Here is a 20,284-nt window from a genome sequence, read left to right on the forward strand (position 1 = left end):
AAAGATCTAAAAATTAGAACAAGGTGAGCGCGACGTTGCAATCTTTCGAGCTTTCTAAAAGGTTTGCCAAATGGGTTCGCCTCGCTCGCAAATACAAACACAAAACTATGAGAACTTTTAAAATTGCCGTATTATTTTTAACCTTTTCCATAGCGACCTACGGCCAAACAGAAACAGATTCCCACGAAAGCGGGAATGACAAAAAAAGTACAGTACAAATGAAAGAATTCGACCCCAATTTTGCCCATACCGTTTATTTTTGGCTGAAAAATCCCGATAGTGAAGAAGACCGGACGGCCTTCGAAACATCCCTGAAACGGTTTTTGGACCATTCGGCCTACGCCAAGACCCGCTTTATCGGAAAACCGCCCCGAGCTAGCCGCGATGTGGTCGATGGGTCGTTCACCTATTCGCTGATCGTCACTTTTGAGTCCGCCGAGGCGCAGCAGGAATATCAGATCGAACCCCCTCATAAACGCTTCGTAGAGGAATCCGAGAAGTTATGGGAGAAGGTGATCGTGTACGACTCGCAGGGAATATGAACATAGAGGAATTCCGAAACTACTGTCTTTCCAAAAAGGGCGTGACGGAACAACTGCCTTTCGGTCCCGATGCCTTGGTCTTTAAGGTTATGGGCAAGATGTTCGCGTTAAGCGCGTTGGAAAGGCTTCCTCCCCAGGTCAATTTGAAATGTGATCCCGAACGGGCCATTTCACTCCGGGAAGAGCACGATGGCGATATTGTTCCCGGGTACCATATGAGCAAGACACATTGGAACACCCTTTATCTCGATCATCTTTCGCCCAAGCTGATTGTCGAACTGGTCGACCATTCCTATGATTTGGTCGTCGCCAAGCTGACGCAAAGAGCCAAGAGGGAGTTGGACGCAATTGATTAAGGGGCCGTAGGCTTGATCGCAAAACTAAACACTATAGGGGCTACGACGGAAACCTTATCTTTGCGCCTCATTAATTTCGAATCCCCGAATGCAAGACCCTGTTTCCTTTTATCAACACCAGATCGAAAACTATTCGGCCGAACTTTCCCGACTACAGAAGCGACTTTTCGCTTCGAGCATGATTCGATTGGCGGTGTTCTTGGCAGCGGGTTTGGGCGTTTATTTGGTGTTTGGGAACTTCAAATGGGTTTTGGCCATTGTGTTGATGACCGTGGGGCTGTTTCTGTTCCTGGTTTCCCGGCATCAGAACCTACAGTACGAGCGGGATAGGCTAAAAGCCTTGGTACAGATCAACGAGACGGAGCTCAGGGTGCTTCGGCGCGACTTCCAAGGACTTCCGGAAGGCAACGAATTCAAAAATCCCGACCATTATTTTAGTCATGATATCGACCTTTTCGGAAGAGGTTCCTTCTACCAGTACGCCAACCGGACGGCCCTAGGGCAGGGCAGCGAAACCTTTGCCGGGTTGCTGATGGAAAATTCCATAGTGAACATCCCCCAAAAACAGGAAGCTATCCAAGAGTTGGCGGCGATGCCCGAATGGCGACAGCATTTTTCGGCTATCGCCTCGTTGACCAAAGCGGAAACGGGTTCGGAGCGTATCGTGCAATGGTTGACCTCGTATTCCCCATTTGTACCGAAAATAATGAAAATTGCCCCCTGGATTTTTTCAGTAATCTCTTTGATTGTATTAGTACTTTATTTTATTGATTTGGTCACTTTTTCCTTGCTGCTTTTAAATCTGTTCATCGGTTTGGCCATCTCGGGTATGTATATGAAAAAGATAACCGGTCTGACCGCCGAGGCCACGAGAGTCCAAAGTACATTTCAACAGTACAACAAGCTTTTGACGCTTTTGGAGGAGACGGAATTTAAATCCGTCTATCTTCAAAATTGGAAGGCCGCGGTGGTGGGCGAAACCCAAAGAACCTCGGAAATAATAAAAAAGTTGGCCAATCAGTTGAATAGTCTCGATAAGAACAACAACGTGGTGTATCTGTTTTTGGCCAATGGATATTTTCTGCGGACCCTTCACCATTGCTATCGGATCGAGAACTGGATTCAGCAACACGGCAGCTCCGTCGAGAAATGGTTCGTGACCATCGCCCATTTCGACGCGTTCAACAGTCTGGGCAATTTTGCGTTTAACCATCCCAAATACGCGTATCCCGTTCTATCCTCCGGGGAAATAGTTTTGAAATCCAAAGCAGCGGGCCATCCTTTGTTACATCCCGAAAAAAGCGTTTTAAACGACCTCCAAATTAAAAAAGAACAGTTCTTTATCATCACCGGCGCCAATATGGCGGGTAAAAGCACCTTTTTACGAACTGCCTCGCTGCAAATCGTGATGGCCAACGTAGGCTTGCCTGTCTGTGCTTCCGAGGTAGAATATTCACCCATAAAACTGATTACCAGTATACGTACGACAGATTCCTTGACCGATGACGAATCCTACTTTTTTTCGGAGCTGAAACGGTTGAAGTTTATTGTGGACGAGGTGCAGCGGGACACCTATTTTATTGTCTTGGATGAAATTCTCAAAGGCACGAACAGCACCGATAAGGCCAAGGGAAGCCGAAAATTCGTCGAACGTCTTGTTGCCTCGAGATCCACTGGAATCATCGCGACGCATGATCTAAGCCTTTGTGAGGTCGCTAAAGACCATCCCCAAATCGAGAACCATTATTTCGACGCCGAAATCATCGATAATGAGCTGCATTTTGACTACAAGTTCAAGGAAGGTATTTGCCAGAACATGAACGCGTCGTTTTTACTTCGGAAGATGGAGATTGTGGATTAGTCGTTAGTCTTTAGACGTTGGACGTGAGACGGAGGACGGCGACGGGAGATGGAAGACGGAAGTCGGGAATTCCGCGCTTGAGTCTTGAACTTGCACTTGAACTTTACATATGGATTCATTAACACAGATCGTATTGGGCGCTTCCGTCGGGGAGGCGGTTTTAGGCAAGAAAGTCGGGAACAAGGCCATGTTGTACGGGGCAATCGCCGGTACGGTTCCCGACCTCGATGTGTTGTCCAGCAATTTTACGGATGTCGTAACGGCCACGGAATGGCATCGCGGGTTTAGCCATTCCATTTTCTTTGCCGTGCTGTTCGCACCCATTTTTGGATGGATCATTTCCAAAATCGAAAGGAAAAGCGAGGCTACCTGGAAAGATTGGACGCTTTTGATGTTTTGGGGACTGTTCACCCATCCGCTGTTGGATGCCTTTACCACTTGGGGTACGCAGCTGTTCTGGCCTTTCGAAACGCGATTGGCCTTTCAGAGTATCTTTGTGATCGATCCGCTGTACACCTTCCCGTTTTTGGCATTCCTGATTTTGGCGATGCGTCAAAAACGAACCTCCCCAAAACGTGCCCGTTACAACCGTATCGGCCTGGTGGTAAGCAGTAGTTATCTGTTGCTTACCCTCGTGCTAAAGGGATTCGCCTATAACAAATTCATTGACAGCCTGCAGGCCCAACAAATCGATTACAAAGCCATCGATACCCGCCCCGCTCCCCTTAGCACCATACTTTGGACGGCCAATATCGACGTTGGCGACGCCTACCTGATCGGTAATTATTCCTTTTTTGATTCCAAGGGAATCGATTTTACCGCCTACCCGAAGAACCGTCAGCTGCTAGGGCCGCTCAAGGAAAACGACAAAGTAAAACGTCTCGCCAAAATTGCGGAAGATTGGTTTACGATTTCGGAAGATGAGGGGGTGCTGTACTTTAATGATCTGCGTTTTGGCCTTATGAGTCTGGACCCTCGGGAAACCCGCTTCGTCTTTAGTTATGAATTGACTAAAAGTGAAGATGGACTCCACGTGCGGGAAAGTGAAAAGTCCGAACGCGATGCCAAAAAATTGCTCGCCGCCCTTTGGGACCGGATGTGGGGGAATTGAGCGTGTTGCCTATGGTCGAAAGGGGCACTATTCCGTCCAAACCTCTAGCACCGGTCTGTTTTCGGAATTTTTTCGGACATCTATTCGGAGAAAGGTATTCTTCTTAAACAGTTGTCTGGCTTCCTTGTAACTGATTTCCTTGCCGTCGAAGATTATCCTCACATCGTCTTCTTTCAATTCTTCGAGGAGCTCTAGGGACGATTTTGGCGCAATGGGTTTGGGTGGTGAAGGAGGTTGCGATGGTCCTCTAGCCTCCACTTTGTGATGCATGTTCTCTAATTTAGTCTTTTGTCGTTCCAAGTGCATCAGGTGTCTTTTCATGTTGGCGCCCTGCTCTCTTATCCGTTGTATATGCTCTTGCATCTCTGCTTGCTCTTCTTCGCTAAGCCTTTCTCCTTTTGCCATTTCTACTGCCTTTTCCTCTATCGCTTTAATATGTCCCTGTAATTCGGATTGCTGGCGTACCATGGCTTCGAACCTTTGTGTTCCGTCAGGTCGGGAATAGATGTTATGGCTCAGTTCGTCAAAGATTTCCTGATTTTCAATGATTTCCTCTACCTTTTGCTCGTTCACTTCAACGTTGGTCTCCACCGTTCGCTCATTAGGTGTTTTCGGTGGCACAGGGGGTTCAGGCGCCTCCGGCGGCTCCGGAAAATCGGGGAAAGGTTCGGCATCTGCCCGCTGTTCCTTTGTCATAAGATCGTACAGAAATTCCAAACGGTCAACATCCGATTTTTTGATGTGTATGTTTCCCTTATTAGCTAACATCTCATGGTATGTTTCCGCTAATCTATTGTACTCGCGGATTTGTTTTTTGGTCGCGCCTTCTTGAAGGGAATTTTCTTGAAGGGGTTTTTCAAAGTCCGAATTATCCGTGTCGGATACTTTGGGATCGGGACATTCTGGAAAGGGAAGGACTTCCGCCTTTTGCTTTTCCGACATGGTTCTGTAAATGGTTTCCAAGCTTTTCAAATCCCCCGATGGGATGGCCCTAGCTGGTTTTGGCAGTGCATTGTATTTTTTGGCCAGTTTATTGTACTGGGCCAGCTGCTTTTCGGTTGCGCCTTCCTGATGGGATTTTTCCTGAACGGAATTTTCGAGAGCTATTTTAGGAGTCTTTACTTCCCGAACTTCCCTTTCACTAAATCCATACAGCAAAAGAGCGAACAAGGGCAATATCAAAATACTTCTGATCAAATTCGACTTCTTCGAGGTTCGTGTTTTCATGGCGATAAAACGTTTTTTGATTGATGAATAAGATGAATGATTGATGGCATTGGCCATCGATGGCTGATGCTTTTTGTCCTCCGTTGATGAAGCGAAGGCCAGTAATGTATTTTGATAGCGTGGGGCGGAGGCCCCTTGCTCGAGAACGGCCTGGTCGGCCAAAAATTCATGGTTGAGGCGGATCGATTTTTTGGCAAGGTGAATCAGTGGGTTGAACCAGAACAGGACCTGGAGCAGTTCGACGAACAGTACATCCAAACTGTGTCTTTGCCGGGCATGTGCAGCTTCGTGCACGAGAACGTCGTTGGGGATTGCACGGGACTCAAATTCTCTCCGGTTGAGAAAGATGTAGTTCAAGAAGCTGTGCGGCAACACGGCATCCTTAAGCAGTACGTTGATCAAGGTATCGATTTTTAATTTCGGATTATTTCGAATATTATGTGCGATTTTCCAAAGATTGAGCAGGAATTTCCATCCGAAGAGCAGTACGCCCAAGCCGTAGAGTGTCCACAGTACTGTCGTCCATTGTTCGAAATAGATTTGAGAAAATTGAGCCTCCTTGCTTGCGGTCGCTATCGGGACGTCTGCATCTGCAACGGTACGTCCGACCGGACGTTCGACGGGAACGGCAGCGGTGGGCACCTCGACGTACTCGACAAACCTAAGGGAAGGGATAATCAGGGAAACCACCAACGCGGCCAATAAATAGTAGCGCTTAAAAGTATGCATGCGCTGTTTTTCCAGGAGCAGTTTGTAGAACAGCAGAAAAACGGCCAAACAAGCACTCGATTTAAGTAGGAAGACGATCATGGCTATCGTTTTTTGATTTCTTGGTCGATCAGTTTTTTCAAATCCTCAAGCTCGGCTTTGCTGAGGTCCGTGGCCTCGGTAAAAAAGGAGGCAAATTGCCCGGGGCTGTCGTTAAAAAAATTCTTGATCAGCGAATTCACCTGTTTAGAGAAGTAGACCTTCTTTTTCACCAGGGGATAGTATTCACGGGAGCGCCCCTCGCTGGTGTAGGCTATAAAGCCCTTGTCCGCCATCCGCTTTAAGAGCGTGGCCACCGTCGTAGTCGCCGGCTTAGGCTCGGGGTAGGCTTCGAGCAGATCTTTTAGGAAGGCTTTTTTCTGCTTCCACAAGATGTTCATCAACTCTTCTTCCGATTTTGACAGTTGCATGCCGTAGCTATTTATAGGTTATTGTTCTACAAACATAGAAGAAAAATTTTAATTCTACAAGTGTAGAGGTTATTTTTTTTAGATATATTTCTACTTGGCGACTTCCCTTAATTAAAAGGGTTTCGTCACGAATTTACTGGATAAGGCTAAAGCCTTTTCTCACTTGGGATAGCCTCGCTTGTTAAAAAATATCCCCTTCTTTATCTTTCTTTCTTCTTTTCGTCTTTTTATCACATTAATACCATCCTTATTTCACCGGAAAACAATGACAGAACCTTAAATAGTAATATGTTTGCATCCGAAAACCATACAAATGACGACGCGGGAAGCACTTCAGGAAAGAAGCGGGAACAAATGCGAATTATGCGGTAACGAAAAGAACCTACAGGTTTATGAGGTGCCGCCCGTAAACGACGGAGGGGCGGACAGCAGTATTTTGGCTTGCGAAACCTGTGTCGGGCAAATCGAGGACCCCGACACCGTGGATCCCAACCATTGGCGCTGCCTAAACGATAGCATGTGGAGCGAGCACGATGCGGTAAAGGTAGTAGCCTGGCGGATGTTGACCCGTTTGAAGGATCAAGACTGGCCCCAAGACCTGTTGAACATGATGTATTTGGATGACGAGACCTTGCAGTGGGCCAAAGCTAGCGGAGAGGAGACCGTAGAAGCTTCCGAAGAAAGTGAAAAGATTGTTCACCGCGATGTGAACGGCGTGGTTTTGGAAGCCGGTGACAACGTAGTACTGATTAAAGATTTAAAGGTCAAGGGCTCGAGCATGGTCGCCAAGCAAGGTACTGCCGTAAGGCGGATTTCCCTAGACCCGGAAAATTCCGAATATATCGAGGGCAAGGTCGATGGGCAGCATATTGTAATCATCACTAAATACGTGAAGAAAACTTAGGCTTTGCTCCTTAAACCTCAATATCTTTCATAGGTGGCGCCGCAGACTCAATTATCCGAATCGGAAGTCTTCATCTCGGTAAAATACTTATAAAAATACGGGATGGTCTCGATGCCCTTCAAATAGTTCCATACCCCGAAATGCTCGTTGGGGGAGTGAATAGCGTCGCTGTCCAGTCCGAAGCCCATCAAAATGGTCTTGCTACCGAGTTCTTTTTCGAACAGGGAGACGATAGGAATACTGCCTCCACTGCGTTGCGGTACCGGTTTTTTGCCAAAAGTGGTTTCGTAGGCTTTCGAGGCGGCCCGGTAAGCAATAGTATCGATGGGCGTCACATAACCTTGGCCTCCGTGGTGCGGGGTTACTTTTACCGAAACCCCTTCAGGGGCGATGTTTTCGAAGTGGGATGTAAAGAGTTGCGTAATTTCTTCCCAATCCTGATTCGGGACCAGCCGCATGGAAATCTTGGCGTAGGCCTTACTGGGGATGACCGTTTTGGCGCCTTCCCCGGTGTATCCGCCCCAGATACCGTTGACATCTAAAGTAGGACGGATAGAATTCCGCTCGTTCGTGGTGTATCCCGCTTCCCCATAAACGGAGGAAATATCCAAGGTCTTTTTGTATTCCTCCAAATCAAAGGGAGCCTGGGCCATTTTGGCACGTTCCTCTTGGGATAGCTCTTCGACCTTATCATAGAACCCGGGGATGGTGATGTGGTTGTTTTCGTCATGCATGGCCGCGATCATTTTGGCCAGAACGTTGATAGGGTTGGCGACCGCGCCGCCGTAGAGTCCCGAATGCAGGTCGCGGTTCGGGCCGGTCACCTCGACCTCCACGTAGCTCATTCCCCGTAACCCCGTGGTAATCGAGGGTACGTCGTTTGCGATCATCCCCGTATCGGAAATCAAGATGATGTCATTGGACAATTTATCCCGATTTGCGGCCACAAAAGGCCCCAGATTGCTACTGCCCACTTCCTCTTCGCCCTCGATCATAAATTTTACGTTACAGGGAAGCCGATCGGACTTCACCATAAACTCCAACGCCTTGACATGCATATACATCTGTCCCTTGTCGTCACAGGCCCCACGGGCGAAGATGGCCCCATCCGGATGCCGCTCCGTTTCTTCGATAACGGGTTTGAAAGGGGAGGAGTTCCACAGGTCCATCGGGTCGGGCGGTTGTACGTCGTAATGGCCGTAAACCAGTACGGTCGGTGAATCTAGATCGATTATTTTTTCTCCGTACACGATGGGGTAGCCATCCGTCTGGCAAATTTCAACCGTGTCGCAGCCAGCCTCCTGCAAGGCATTTTTTACGGCATCGGCCGCGTCCAGTACGTCTTGGGAAAAGGCGGAATCAGCGCTAACGGAGGGGATTTTCAGAAGTTGGATGAGCTCATCGAGAAAACGTGCCTTGTTTTCGGAAATATAGTCTTGGATATCTTGCATGGAAGCGATTCTGAATTAATTGGATTTTCTAGTGCAGAAGTTTAAAAATACGAAAATAAGGACTTTTTTAAGGCGTGGAAATTTAGAGATTTCAATTTTTGCTTTATATTTGCACCCGATTCGACAAAAATTCATTTTGTGGAGCGCAAATTATCAGCGGCGGCTGTGATGGAATTGGTAGACATGCCAGACTTAGGATCTGGTGCCGAAAGGTGTGGGGGTTCGACTCCCTTCAGCCGCACAATAGGCCTCTTGGAAACTTGGGGTCTAGTTTTTTGAAAAGCTTGTTATCCCAATGGGACGCACAATCTGAATGAAGGGAAGGTGTATGCCGAGCGATAACCCAAAATATTCAATTCTGTAGGGTAAGTCGATGCACCACCCTGGAGGTACATAGAATCCTTAGAAATCTCCGGGCGCTTTCTTCATCGGTTGTTCCCATAGCGTACATCAAATCCTCCACTTCTTTCCAATTGGAGCTTTGGATTTTGAAATTATTTTTTTTCCGCAGGTGTGGTGGAATTGGTAGACACGCTAGTTTCAGGTACTAGTGCCGCAAGGCTTGGGAGTTCGAGTCTCCCCATCTGTACAGCAAAGCTTCTTGGAAACGAGAGGCTTTTTTTGTGAAACACGTTCAGGTCGTGCGAAGGTGGGGATACGAGACGTTTATGCCGAGCGGAGCCTCGGCAAGTCTCCCCATCTGTACGTAAAGGCTTTTTGGAAATAAGAGGTCTTTTTTTGAAACGTTCGCCACCAGGAGGAAAATCGGGAGATGAGAAGTTTATGCCAACCGCCTGCACGACAGATTCATCCCAACGGGCAGCGGAAACAAGTCTCCCCGTCCATATGCACAAGTCTCCTTTTTCCGTGAGGATTTTTAACTTTGAAAACATATATCTTTGTAGGTTGATCAGCCTGCAAAATGTCTTGCGGCTAGCGTAATTATCAAAATGTACTTAATTATGAATACAATGAAATTTGTGCAAAATGCCGCGATGGCACTGCTGCTATGCTGTGCGGCTTCAAAAATGGTCCAAGCTCAGGAGACGGATACGAACAATCAGTCGCCATTCATGGAATTTACGGAACCGAACGGCAATAGGTACCGCACCGCCACAGGAAGACCGGGTCCCGAATATTGGCAGAACCGGACCGATTACGAGATTCGGGCCACTTTGGACGACGAAGCGCATACGATTACCGGAAAATTGACCCTGACCTATACCAACAATAGTCCCGAAAATCTGGATTTTATTTGGATGCACCTGGAACAGAACCGGTTCACCCCGACCTCACGCGGAAACCTGACCACTCCCATCCAAGGCAACCGGTACAACGGGGATATTGATGGCGGTTACGAAATCACAAATTTGAAAGCCAGCGTAAAGCGGGGCAGCTCTTCCGAACATATCATCACCGATACCCGGATGCAGGTTTTTTTCAACGAGCCGATACCCGCCAACGGAGGTACGGGAACGGTGTCCATGGATTTCAACTATAAAATACCTGTCAAGGGCATGGACCGAATGGGGCGGGTAGACACACAGAACGGTACGATTTACGCGATGGCGCAATGGTTTCCCCGGGCCGCTGTTTTAGATGATATCGAAGGTTGGAACGTGATTCCTTATTTGGGGGCGGGAGAATTCTATCTCGATTATGGCGATTACGACTACTACATTACCGCTCCATCCGACCATATTGTCGTAGCTTCCGGAGCCTTGCAAAATCCGAATGAGGTAATGACGGCCACCATGCGTGATCGAATGGACAAGGCCTCCAAAAGTGATTCCACCGTATTTATCGTAAAGCCCGGAGAGATCAATGATGCCTCACTAAAGGTAAAACAAGAAGGTACGCTTACCTGGCATTTCAAGATGGAGAACACAAGGGATGTCGCCTTTGCATCTTCAAAGGCATTTATTTGGGACGCGGCCAAAATCAACCTGCCCAGCGGCAAGACGGCCCTGGCGCAGTCCGTCTACCCCGTCGAAAGCAAAGGGGATGCCGCTTGGGGGAGGTCCACCGAGTACACTAAAAACTCGATCGAGAACTACTCGAACATGTGGTTCGAGTATCCCTATCCGGTAGCGGTAAACGTAGCCGCAGAAGTCAACGGCATGGAATATCCAGGGGTCAGCTTTTGTAGCTGGAAAAGTAAGGGTAAAGATCTTTGGGGTGTTACCGACCACGAATTCGGACACAACTGGTTCCCGATGATCGTAGGCAGCAACGAACGGCTCTATCCATGGATGGACGAAGGCTTCACTACCTTTATTAATTACTATAGTAGCGAGCAGTTCAATAACGGGGAGTATGCCGGTAATCTCGACCAGACCCGGAACAGGGTCAACTGGTACCTCGACCCCGACAGTCAAGGAATAGAGACTTATCCCGATGTGGTCGACATCAGAAACCTGGGGATGACGGCTTATGTAAAGCCCGCAACAGGTCTCCTTTTGCTTCGAGAGTATATTCTGGGGAAGGAGCGGTTCGACAACGCCTTCAAATCGTATATAAAAACATGGTCGTATAAGCATCCACAGCCCAACGATTTTTTCAATCACATGAACAACGTGGCCGGCGAAAATTTGGAGTGGTTCTGGAAAGGATGGTTCTATGGCACCGGGACAATCGACCTGGGAATTGAAAACGTAGTGCCATATCAAGGAGACTACGTCATCATTTTGTCCAATAAAGGCGATTTGCCTATGCCGGTAAAGATGAGCGTCGGTTATGAAGACGATACATCCGAAATCATAGAACTGCCCGTCGAGATTTGGGAGCGCGGCAACGACTGGAATTACCTATTGGAAACAGACAAAAGGGTGAAAACCGTAGAACTTGATCCCGATAAAATAGTCCCCGATGTGAACTTCTCTAATGATATTTGGCCCGTTGCAACGTACTCGAAGTAGGGCTTCATCCAATAATAACGGAACGCATTAGCGCAGATCAAGGCTGGTTATCGGTCAAGATGGTTCCTCTATTTTATTGCGGATAGCCCGGGTTCTGGGGATAACCTCCCACGGTTCTATCGATCTGATCCTGTCCGATGGGTCGCAGCACATGATAATCTTGAATGTTGGGTGCCGCCTGCGGGTTGTGCAGTCTCACGCGCTCCACCAGTGTGCGGGTCCGGGTCAGGTCGAACCATCGGGCGTGTTCGCCGTACATCTCCCGAGCACGCTCGTTCAGGAGAAATTCCAGATCCACATCGGCCGCGGTAATCTGCATGGCCGACTCCTCCCCCTCGACGGCGGCCCGGGTACGTACCACGTTGATATCGTCGGCCGCCCCACCGGGGTTGTTCTGCTGTAATTTGGCTTCGGCCCTGAGAAGATAAGCATCCGCCAAGCGCATTAAGACCACATCCCGTTGTCCTTGTTCCTTCTGACGATCTGGACGGGTAGGGTCCAGCCATTTCTTAACGGTCGGGTAGATACGTTCGGTGTAATCTTCTTCGGTAAATACCAGATAGGGCGCAGCATCTTTTCTGGCTTGGGGCCAATTGACATCCTTTCCGGGTCCGGGTATGTAAATGGCGGTATCGCCCACCATCAAATTGCCCCGGTCGTCGGATACCTCCTGATTCGCATACCATACATGTTTAAAACCTTGATCGTAGCGGGTATCGATATCCCTATTGAACAGGTCTAAAAAGAAATCCGTTGGCCGAAAGCGTTTCCAGGGCCTTCCATTGGCCACGTCACGTGACATGCCCCGCTCCTTGTCGTATTCCATTAAAAAGTAAAGATGACCACGGTGGCCCTCATCATCGGTGCCATCGTCTACGGCGGACTTTGAAATGGTGAGGTTCCAGACAATTTCCGAATTCTCTTGATTGGTGATATCCCAAAGATTACCATAATTATCCAATAACTCAAAACCGTAATTGTTTATGACATTGGATAGCAACGTCTCTGCCCTAGAGGCATCATCGCCGGCGGCATAGTCGGTGTAACTGCGGCGTAACAACACCTTGGCCAACAAAAATTCCGCTGCTGCCTTGTGCGTCCTTCCGTATTCGGTGTCTCCCGGATTTTCTAGATTGGCAATCGCAAACTCCAGATCGGGAACGATGGCCTGCGCGTAGATTTCCGAGGCAGGAGAACGGTCCACCTCCGTTTCTACCCCGGTGGTCTCATCGAGAGTCAGGTATGCATCGCCGTAGGTACGTACGATATCAAAATAATAAAAGGCCCTTAACCAACGTGCCTCTGCCAGGCGCAAGGTTTTCTTGGCCTCGTCCATTTCGATGTCGGTCGCCCTGTTCAGTACCGCGTTGGCCTGATTGATGCCACGGTACCAATCGCGCCAAGCTTCGTTCATATAGCTTTGGGAGGCGTTCAAGGACCCGTCATATAGGTTGATGGCCTTATGACTGCCGTCGGACCCGTTGGTGAAAATATCCGTGCCAAAAGTGGTCATGGTAAAGCCACGTTCGGGGCCGTAGAATCCCTTCAGCCAAGAGTATGTAGCGACCAAAGCATCTTCCAGACCTGCTTCATCGGTGTAGTATTGACCTGCGGAGACGTCCGAGACCAGTTCCTCTTCCAGGTAATCGTCGCATGCCATGGTGATGGATAACAACACCAGTGGCAAAATCAGTAATTTTTTTCTATTCATAATACTGTTATTTGTCTTGTCAATAAATTATCTAAAAAGTTACGTTGAGGCCCACAGAAAACATCTTGTTGCTTGGTACCGTACTGCTCGATACACCTCCCCCTCCATCATCGTTGTCCTCGGAAACTTCAGGGTCGAAGGTTTCATAATCGGAAATAAACCACAGGTTTTGACCGGCCAAATACAGCCGCATGTTCGAGAGGTTCAATTTTTCGGTCAAGGAACTCGGAAAGTTATACCCCAGCTGCAAATTTCTAAGTTTGATGTAACTGCCGTCAAAATACGATCGGGTCGAAGAGTTTTCGGGAAACTCTTGGTTCTGGTTCGGCCTGGGCTGATCGTTAGTCGGATTGTCAATGGTCCAATAATCGACATCCAAGTTATTGTATCGGCCGAACAGGTTGTTATTGCTGTCGTGGAACCGGGAGCGTATCATCTGTCCCTGCCGGAAGTAGAAAAAGAAACTCAGGTCCCAATTCTTATAGTTGAAGGTATTGGTGATACCTCCGTAATAGTCGGGGATGTCCGTGCCTAGAATGATACGGTCCGCATCGGTAATAATTCCGTCCCCGTTCTGGTCTCCCAACTTGATCTCTCCGGGCACCTTGCTTTCCGCACTGGTGGCCAAGGCCTGTTCGTCGATTTGATAGATGCCTACCTTCTCGTAATCGTAAAAGACATTCACCGGGCTACCGATGAACCACCGGTTGCCCAGATCGTCGAGGGAATTCCCATTTTCGTCCTTTAGGGGTAGTTCGGTAATTTCTTCCTTGTAGCTGGCGATGTTAAATGCCAGGTTCCAGTTAAGGCCCTCCGGGTTACGAATGATATCTCCGTTGATACTGAACTCGACCCCTTTGGTCGCCGTGGCTCCCACGTTTTGGAACACGTCGTCAAAACCTATGGCGGGAGATAGCGCCCTTTCGAGCAGCAGATTACTTGTTTCCGTGGAAAAATAATCGAACGAACCGGTTACCCGATTGGTCCAGAGTCCGTAGTCAAAACCGACATCGATGGTTTTGGACACCTCCCACCCGAGTTGATTATTGGAAAGCTTATCCAGGCGCTGTCCCAATACCGGGGTTTCGCCAAAGGCATAATCCGAAGTGGTCAAGGTACCTTGGGTCTGATAGGGATCTACCGAGGTGTTGCCCACTTCCCCGTACGATATCCTAAGTTTTAAATCGGAAATCGTGTTGGAATTCTGCAGAAAATCCTCTTGGGAGATACGCCATCCCGCCGAAACACCGGGGAAATAGTCCCACTGATTGCCTGGGGCCAGTCTTGAAGATCCATCCGCCCGTAATGAGGCTTGGAAAAGGTACTTCCCCTCGAAATCGTAATTGACCCTTCCCATAAACGACGCCAGTGTCCATTCCTCCAGATTCGATTCGATATCCCCCTTTACCGATGCCGTAGCCATGTTATAGAACTGCTGCTGCTCGTACGGAATGCTCGCTACCTCACTGTAAAAGCGCTCTTCCCTCGAGCTCTGGATACTCTGCAGCAGGGTCACCCCAATATTGTGTTTTTCGTTTATGGTCTTATTGATATTCAATATGTTTTCCAAGGTATAGCCGAAATTTTGTATGTTCTCCACCTCGGCATCCCCCGGTCCCCCGCGGTTGTCATTGGTCAAGCTGCCCCTGAACTCGCCCCTTCTATAATACCGGATATCGGGACCGAAATTGGTGGTCCACTTGATACCTTCGGCGATATTGATATCGAGATATACCGGGGCGAAAATCCGGGTGACCTTGCGTTCGTCGATGTACGCGCCGGGCACCAGTTCACTAAGCGGATTGGTTCGGATACCGTCGTTGGTAGGCAAAAAAAGCAGATCGCCATTCTCATCGTAGGGCACCCCCAAGGGGTTGTTCGATAGTGCTTCGCCCATCACTGCGTTCGATCCATAATTTTGGATGGAATGCGATACGGTAAAGGACATACCTACCTTAAATACATCGCTGATCTTATGATCTAGGTTCAACCGGCCGGTAAAGCGTTCAAAATCCATTGTCTTGATGATTCCCTGTTCATTAAAGTAGCCCACCGAAGTATTGAAATTGGTCTTTTCCGATCCCCCACTGACGCTTACCTGATGGTTGGTCTGATAACCGTTGTTCAGCACCAAATCTAAATAGTCGGTCGATCGCCCCTGGGCCAAGGATTCCAGTTCGATAGGATCGTCAAAAACTACCTCGTCGGCCGGAATGGTACCGTTCCAATTCGGGTCGCCCTCGTTCGCTCCCCTGCGTCGCGATTCACGTTTCATAGCGGCGTATTCCTCCCCGTTCATCATATCGACTAAGCGCGTTGCCGAGGTCACCCCGTAATGCGTACTATATCGAACTTTGGTATCCGCGCCCAAGCGTCCTCGTTTTGTAGTGATCAGTATGACGCCGTTCGCGCCCCGAGACCCATAAATTGCGGTGGCGGCGGCATCTTTGAGCACGTTCATCGATTCGATATCCTGCGGATTGATGTCCGACACGGAAGCGTTGCCGCTGATTTGTGGGATGCCGTCTATTACATATAGCGGGTCGTTCGACGCTGAAATAGAACGCCGGCCGCGAATGCGTACCGTTGAATTTTCACCGGGTCGGCCTCCGTTCGCCTGAATGTCGACCCCTGCCACTTGGCCCTTAATGGCATCGACACTGTTCGAGGTGGCAATCTTTTCGATGGATTCGGAACCTATAGTTGAGATCGAACCGGTAACCTCGCCTTTTTTCTGGGTTCCGTAACCCACTACGACGACCTCTTCAAGTTGGCTCGCATCGACCACCAACTGGACATCGACCGTCGATCGGCCATCTATAGATACTTCCTGGGTCTTGTAACCGACATAGCTGAAGACTAGATTATCGGTTCCGTCGGCGGCAATTTCATAGTTGCCGTCAAAGTCAGTGGTCGTACCTGTCACCGTCCCTTTGACGACGACACTTGCCCCGGGCAACGGAGCGTTATTTTCGTCCATTACCGTACCCGATACCTGTGCGAAGGTGGTATGAAGCGAAAATATGGCGACTACCATCGTCAGGTGGATTGTATTGGTGTTTTGCATGTGAAAGATTTAATGAAAGATTGATATGTCAGTTAATGGATAAGATGATTGCAATAAAACAAGGTAATTTCCCACGAATATATAATTTTTTGTAAAAAGTTATGATAATTTTTGCTTTTTCCAGAAAATATATAAATTGCTTGGGTAGTAACGTTTTGATAACAAGTATAATAAACATATCGCAAGAATAGCGACGAAGTGATATGGACAAGTTAATTTTCAAGAAAAATTAGTGATAAAACGCAAAATAATTACAAATTTCATAACTTCCCCTGTTTTTGCGGTGAACTCGTTTTGTAGGTAATAGTTCAACTCAAGCCGAGTCAACAATATCAAGGTTGAACCGACACCTTGGAACAGGGTCCACAGCATCAATTAACCTGATAACCTTCTATTTTATGAAAATGAGAATCTTTAAAACAAAATCTCGCATGAGCTTACTTTCCCTTTTTATGCTGGTTTTTCTATTGTCCTGCAATCAGGGTCCTAAAGACGACACACCCTGGGTGGACCTCTTTGACGGGGAGACCTTGAACGGGTTCAGTCAAAAAGGCGGCGAGGCCGAATACGAGGTCCGTGAGGGAATGATTGTTGGAAGTACGGTCCACGACACCCCAAACTCTTTTATGGCTACGGACAAGATGTACGGGGATTTTATTTTGGAGTTGGATTATAAGGTGGACTCCACCATGAACTCCGGTATCCAAATTAGAAGCAATAGTTTTCCATGGTACCGGGATGGGCGGGTACACGGCTACCAAATCGAAATTGATCCTTCCGATAGGGCGTGGAGTGCCGGTATCTATGACGAAGGGCGACGGGGGTGGCTCAATCCGCTGCCGGATAATCCCGAAGCGCAGCAAGCATTTAAGCAGAACGATTGGAACCATTATAGGATTGAAGCTATCGGCGATACGATCCAGACCTGGATTAACGGGGTGCCTGCGGCAAACTTGATCGATGACAAAACATCGGAAGGGTTTATTGCCTTACAGGTGCACAGTATTCCCAAAGAAAACATGGCTGGTACGGAAATCATGTGGAAAAATATCAAAATACTGACGGATAGTCTGTCCAAATACAACAAAACCTCACCCATTCCTCCGGTTACCACCAAGAATACGCTTACCGCGTCGGAAAAGGACAGTGGCTGGAAGCTGCTCTGGGACGGAGAGACCACGGACGGCTGGCGCGGTGCCCGACTCGACGAATTTCCCGAGAAAGGCTGGAGAATCGAGGACGGGGTCTTGAGCGTACTGTCCTCGGGCGGGGAAGAATCGGCCGCCGGCGGAGACATCGTGACCGAGGACCTGTATGGGAATTTCGAACTGATGGTCGATTTCAAGCTGACCGAAGGCGCCAATAGCGGCATCAAATATTTTGTGGATACCGATTTGAACAGGGGGCCAGGTTCGTCTATCGGACTCGAATATCAGATTTTGGACGATGAGCGGCATCCCGATGCCAAAAAGGGCAATCACGAAGGCAGCCGTACCGTAGCCTCGTTGTACGATTTGATTCAGGCCGATCCGGACAAGCCCATAAATCCCATCGGGGAGTGGAACACGGCGCGTATCGTATCTGACGGCAGCCATGTCGAGCATTGGTTGAACGGGGTAAAAGTGCTGGAATACGAACGCAAAGGTCCCGAGTACAAAAAACTGGTCTCGGAAAGCAAATACGACAAATGGCCTAATTTCGGGGAATCCGATGAAGGGCATATCCTGCTACAGGACCATGGCGATTTGGTTTCTTTTCGGAATATTAAAATCAAGACGCTGAACGAGGAAAATGAATAAGCGGACCGGGAAAGCTGATTACACGTTCCAGGCTAGCAGCGAAGTTGAGGTAAATAATTTGATTGATCTTTTGATCTACTTCAGGTTGGACATTCAGGATTTCCGGGCACTGAAATTACCGTAGCTCCCTGCTTGCTGTTTTCAACGGAATTTCAAATCGAACGGCCAAAATTTGTAAACACGTTAAAAAGGATAAAATCATGTCAGAAAATAGAAGAAATTTCATCAAAAAGGCGTCTGTCGGCGCCGCCGGTATCGCTTTTGGAGGTAGCTTGAACGCTATGTCGCTTTCTAGTTACCGCCGGGTATGGGGTGCCAACGACCAGATCAATTGCGCAGTCATCGGGGTACGGAGCCGGGCGAAGGCCCATTTTGAGGCCATAAAGCAAGATCCGAACGCCAAGGTACTCTATAGTTGTGATGTAGACGATACCATTATAGAAGAGCATAATGCCTGGTGCAAAAAAAATATCGGTTACATTCCCAAGGTGGAGAAGGATTTCAGGAAAATTTTGGAGGACAAGGATGTCGATGCCATCTTTATCGCCACCCCCGAGCACTGGCACGCGCCCATGGCCATAGCAGGACTCAAGGCGGGGAAACATGTCTATGTCGAAAAGCCTTGCAGCCATAATCCCCATGAAAACCAGCTTTTGGTCGACGCCCAAAAAAAATACGGCAAGAAAGTACAAATGGGCAACCAGCAGCGTTCCGCAAATACGTCCATCATGGCGGTCAAGGAAATCAACGAGGGTATCATCGGTGATGTATATAAGGGCGAGGCCTATTATTCGAACAATAGGGGCTCTATCGGAACCGGAAAGAAAATCGAAGTTCCCCCGACCTTGGATTGGGAAATGTGGCAGGGCCCCGCACCACGGGAAGACTACCGCGATAACATCCACCCTTACAATTGGCACTGGTTCCGTAATTGGGGTACCGGCGAAGTGCATAACAACGGCACCCATGAAATCGATATCTGTAGATGGGCCTTGGGGGTCGGACTACCGGACAGCGTTACTTCCTTCGGGGGTAAATATACCTACGATGACGATTGGGAATTTGTGGACAACCAGCAGCTGACCTTCAAATATCCGGATGATAAATTTATTACGTGGACGGGACACAGCCGGGGCGTTATTATGCCCGATCAACCAGGTAGGGGCTCCACCATTTATGGCAGTGAAGGCATTATTACCTTGGCGCGTGACGGATACCGACTTTATGATCTGGGCGGGAAACTGATCAAGGAAGAAAAAGAGAGTGGAAGCCAAAGTGCCGGTACGAATACCAGAGGAGGAGGCGGATTGGACGCAAACCATATCGGCAATTTTTTCGCGGCAATCCGGGAAGATAAATCCCTACACTCAGATATCCACGATGCCAGTGTAAGTACCATGCTCTGCCATTTGGGCAATATGGCCCAGGATGCGGGAGAAACCTTGCAGGTAGATGCAGCAACAGGAAAGGTGACGAACAACGATAAGGTAATGCAGGATTGGTGGAAGAGGGAGTACGCCGATGGTTGGGAGCCTTCCGTGTAATCTCCTTGACCACGGTATATAAATAATTAAAGACCCCTATGAACGGGGTCTTTTTGTATTGCTTTTTTCACATCAAGAGTCCGGCTCTCAGGAAGAACCTAAACTTTGCATGCTGTATTGCGCGTACACCGACGAACCCTTAGTTAAAAACTCCAAGTACGGATAGGATGAAGGCTACGGGTATCGCGAGTAGAATCAAAACCAGAAAGAATATCATTATCCTTAAAAAGTTGTTGAGCAATTTTACACCGGGACTCAGTTCTTGTTCCATAATGATTAGTATTGATTACATCAAGTTACGGAAAAATTGGATGCTAATGGTTGATTGTGAATATTTTTCGATTAACCGACTCATTTTTAGTGTGTTTTGTCGTTGAAGAGCTCGGTTTTTCGATGAAATTAGGGAGGTTACGGGATTTTTTAGAAGCCAGATGGCGCAGTGCCGGTTTCTGCCGTAAAACGGTGACCACTAATTTTTGATCGCTGTGAACTTCCTTGTTCAGAGTGGATTGTTTTATTTCGTCAGCCATCCTCGTCAGCCACTGCCGTCTTCTACCATCTGATCCGTACCTTTATTATCGGCTCTCTGTTCTCTATTCCTTGTTCATTTCCCTG

Annotated in this window: 13 protein-coding genes and 2 tRNA genes; 10 read left to right on the top strand and 5 right to left on the bottom strand. The window is 48.3% G+C overall.

Annotated elements, in window-relative coordinates:
• Nucleotides 1-107: 107 nt before the first annotated feature.
• From RQM65_RS12130 to RQM65_RS12145, 4 genes are all read left to right on the top strand, one after another.
• Nucleotides 108-542 carry a Dabb family protein gene (locus RQM65_RS12130; RefSeq protein ID WP_314015338.1) on the top strand — a complete coding sequence of 145 codons (435 nt, stop codon included), beginning with the start codon at nt 108-110 and terminating at the stop codon, nt 540-542.
• The gene (locus RQM65_RS12135; RefSeq protein ID WP_314015339.1) at nt 539-898 is read left to right on the top strand and encodes an MmcQ/YjbR family DNA-binding protein; all 360 of its coding nucleotides are present in this window, start codon (nt 539-541) and stop codon (nt 896-898) included. The genes RQM65_RS12130 and RQM65_RS12135 overlap by 4 nt, the downstream gene beginning before the upstream one ends.
• A gap of 88 nt (nt 899-986) precedes the next feature.
• Nucleotides 987-2,759, top strand: coding sequence for a MutS-related protein (locus tag RQM65_RS12140; protein ID WP_314015340.1), 1,773 nt, complete (start codon nt 987-989; stop codon nt 2,757-2,759).
• A gap of 109 nt (nt 2,760-2,868) precedes the next feature.
• Complete coding sequence (locus RQM65_RS12145) at nt 2,869-3,870, top strand: metal-dependent hydrolase (protein ID WP_314015342.1); 1,002 nt, start codon at nt 2,869-2,871, stop codon at nt 3,868-3,870.
• Between the two features lie 27 nt (nt 3,871-3,897).
• Here RQM65_RS12145 and RQM65_RS12150 read toward each other — a convergent pair whose 3' ends face one another.
• Complete coding sequence (locus tag RQM65_RS12150; RefSeq protein WP_314015344.1) at nt 3,898-5,907, bottom strand: M56 family metallopeptidase; 2,010 nt, start codon at nt 5,905-5,907, stop codon at nt 3,898-3,900.
• 2 nt (nt 5,908-5,909) lie between these two features.
• Entirely contained in the window at nt 5,910-6,275 is a 366-nt protein-coding gene (locus RQM65_RS12155; RefSeq protein ID WP_314015346.1) for a BlaI/MecI/CopY family transcriptional regulator, read from the bottom strand.
• Nucleotides 6,276-6,588: 313 nt separating this feature from the next.
• On the opposite strand from RQM65_RS12155, the gene RQM65_RS12160 reads away from it, so the two are divergent.
• On the top strand, nt 6,589-7,179 hold the full coding sequence (locus RQM65_RS12160) for a PhnA domain-containing protein (protein ID WP_314015347.1): 591 nt from the start codon (nt 6,589-6,591) through the stop codon (nt 7,177-7,179).
• Between the two features lie 47 nt (nt 7,180-7,226).
• Here the strand turns inward: RQM65_RS12160 and RQM65_RS12165 are convergent, their stop codons facing one another.
• A complete protein-coding gene (locus RQM65_RS12165) occupies nt 7,227-8,630 on the bottom strand; it encodes a dipeptidase (RefSeq protein WP_314015349.1) in 1,404 nt (467 codons plus the stop codon).
• A 159-nt stretch (nt 8,631-8,789) separates the two neighbouring features.
• Between RQM65_RS12165 and RQM65_RS12170 the strand changes: the two genes are divergently transcribed.
• The 3 genes from RQM65_RS12170 (at nt 8,790) to RQM65_RS12180 (ending at nt 11,548) form a co-directional block, all read left to right on the top strand.
• Nucleotides 8,790-8,871: transfer RNA gene (locus RQM65_RS12170), tRNA-Leu, on the top strand.
• A 266-nt stretch (nt 8,872-9,137) separates the two neighbouring features.
• Nucleotides 9,138-9,219 (top strand) — tRNA-Leu (locus tag RQM65_RS12175).
• Nucleotides 9,220-9,601: 382 nt separating this feature from the next.
• Nucleotides 9,602-11,548, top strand: a complete 1,947-nt coding sequence (locus RQM65_RS12180) for a M1 family metallopeptidase (protein WP_314016830.1) — start codon at nt 9,602-9,604, stop codon at nt 11,546-11,548.
• 73 nt (nt 11,549-11,621) lie between these two features.
• Here the strand turns inward: RQM65_RS12180 and RQM65_RS12185 are convergent, their stop codons facing one another.
• Together RQM65_RS12185 and RQM65_RS12190 are read right to left on the bottom strand one after the other, a co-directional pair.
• Nucleotides 11,622-13,259: a RagB/SusD family nutrient uptake outer membrane protein gene (locus RQM65_RS12185; protein ID WP_314015350.1), complete on the bottom strand. Its 1,638-nt coding sequence runs from the start codon at nt 13,257-13,259 to the stop codon at nt 11,622-11,624.
• A 31-nt stretch (nt 13,260-13,290) separates the two neighbouring features.
• The gene (locus RQM65_RS12190) at nt 13,291-16,326 is read right to left on the bottom strand and encodes a SusC/RagA family TonB-linked outer membrane protein (protein WP_314015352.1); all 3,036 of its coding nucleotides are present in this window, start codon (nt 16,324-16,326) and stop codon (nt 13,291-13,293) included.
• A gap of 431 nt (nt 16,327-16,757) precedes the next feature.
• Between RQM65_RS12190 and RQM65_RS12195 the strand changes: the two genes are divergently transcribed.
• Nucleotides 16,758-18,125, top strand: a complete 1,368-nt coding sequence (locus RQM65_RS12195) for a 3-keto-disaccharide hydrolase (RefSeq protein ID WP_314015354.1) — start codon at nt 16,758-16,760, stop codon at nt 18,123-18,125.
• 200 nt (nt 18,126-18,325) lie between these two features.
• Complete coding sequence (locus RQM65_RS12200) at nt 18,326-19,669, top strand: Gfo/Idh/MocA family protein (protein WP_314015356.1); 1,344 nt, start codon at nt 18,326-18,328, stop codon at nt 19,667-19,669.
• Nucleotides 19,670-20,284 lie beyond the last annotated feature (615 nt).

Source organism: Pricia mediterranea (genome assembly GCF_032248455.1).
Lineage (GTDB): Bacteria > Bacteroidota > Bacteroidia > Flavobacteriales > Flavobacteriaceae > Pricia > Pricia mediterranea.

Excerpts from the sequence above, each read along its gene's own strand:
- RQM65_RS12135 (WP_314015339.1), top strand. The coding sequence starts at position 539 with ATGAACATAGAGGAATTCCGAAACTACTGTCTTTCCAAAAAGGGCGTG.
- RQM65_RS12130 (WP_314015338.1), top strand. The coding sequence starts at position 108 with ATGAGAACTTTTAAAATTGCCGTATTATTTTTAACCTTTTCCATAGCG.
- RQM65_RS12155 (WP_314015346.1), bottom strand. The coding sequence starts at position 6,275 with ATGCAACTGTCAAAATCGGAAGAAGAGTTGATGAACATCTTGTGGAAG.
- RQM65_RS12145 (WP_314015342.1), top strand. The coding sequence starts at position 2,869 with ATGGATTCATTAACACAGATCGTATTGGGCGCTTCCGTCGGGGAGGCG.
- RQM65_RS12150 (WP_314015344.1), bottom strand. The coding sequence starts at position 5,907 with ATGATCGTCTTCCTACTTAAATCGAGTGCTTGTTTGGCCGTTTTTCTG.
- RQM65_RS12160 (WP_314015347.1), top strand. The coding sequence starts at position 6,589 with ATGACGACGCGGGAAGCACTTCAGGAAAGAAGCGGGAACAAATGCGAA.
- RQM65_RS12180 (WP_314016830.1), top strand. The coding sequence starts at position 9,602 with ATGAAATTTGTGCAAAATGCCGCGATGGCACTGCTGCTATGCTGTGCG.
- RQM65_RS12165 (WP_314015349.1), bottom strand. The coding sequence starts at position 8,630 with ATGCAAGATATCCAAGACTATATTTCCGAAAACAAGGCACGTTTTCTC.
- RQM65_RS12195 (WP_314015354.1), top strand. The coding sequence starts at position 16,758 with ATGAGCTTACTTTCCCTTTTTATGCTGGTTTTTCTATTGTCCTGCAAT.
- RQM65_RS12200 (WP_314015356.1), top strand. The coding sequence starts at position 18,326 with ATGTCAGAAAATAGAAGAAATTTCATCAAAAAGGCGTCTGTCGGCGCC.
- RQM65_RS12185 (WP_314015350.1), bottom strand. The coding sequence starts at position 13,259 with ATGAATAGAAAAAAATTACTGATTTTGCCACTGGTGTTGTTATCCATC.
- RQM65_RS12190 (WP_314015352.1), bottom strand. The coding sequence starts at position 16,326 with ATGCAAAACACCAATACAATCCACCTGACGATGGTAGTCGCCATATTT.
- RQM65_RS12140 (WP_314015340.1), top strand. The coding sequence starts at position 987 with ATGCAAGACCCTGTTTCCTTTTATCAACACCAGATCGAAAACTATTCG.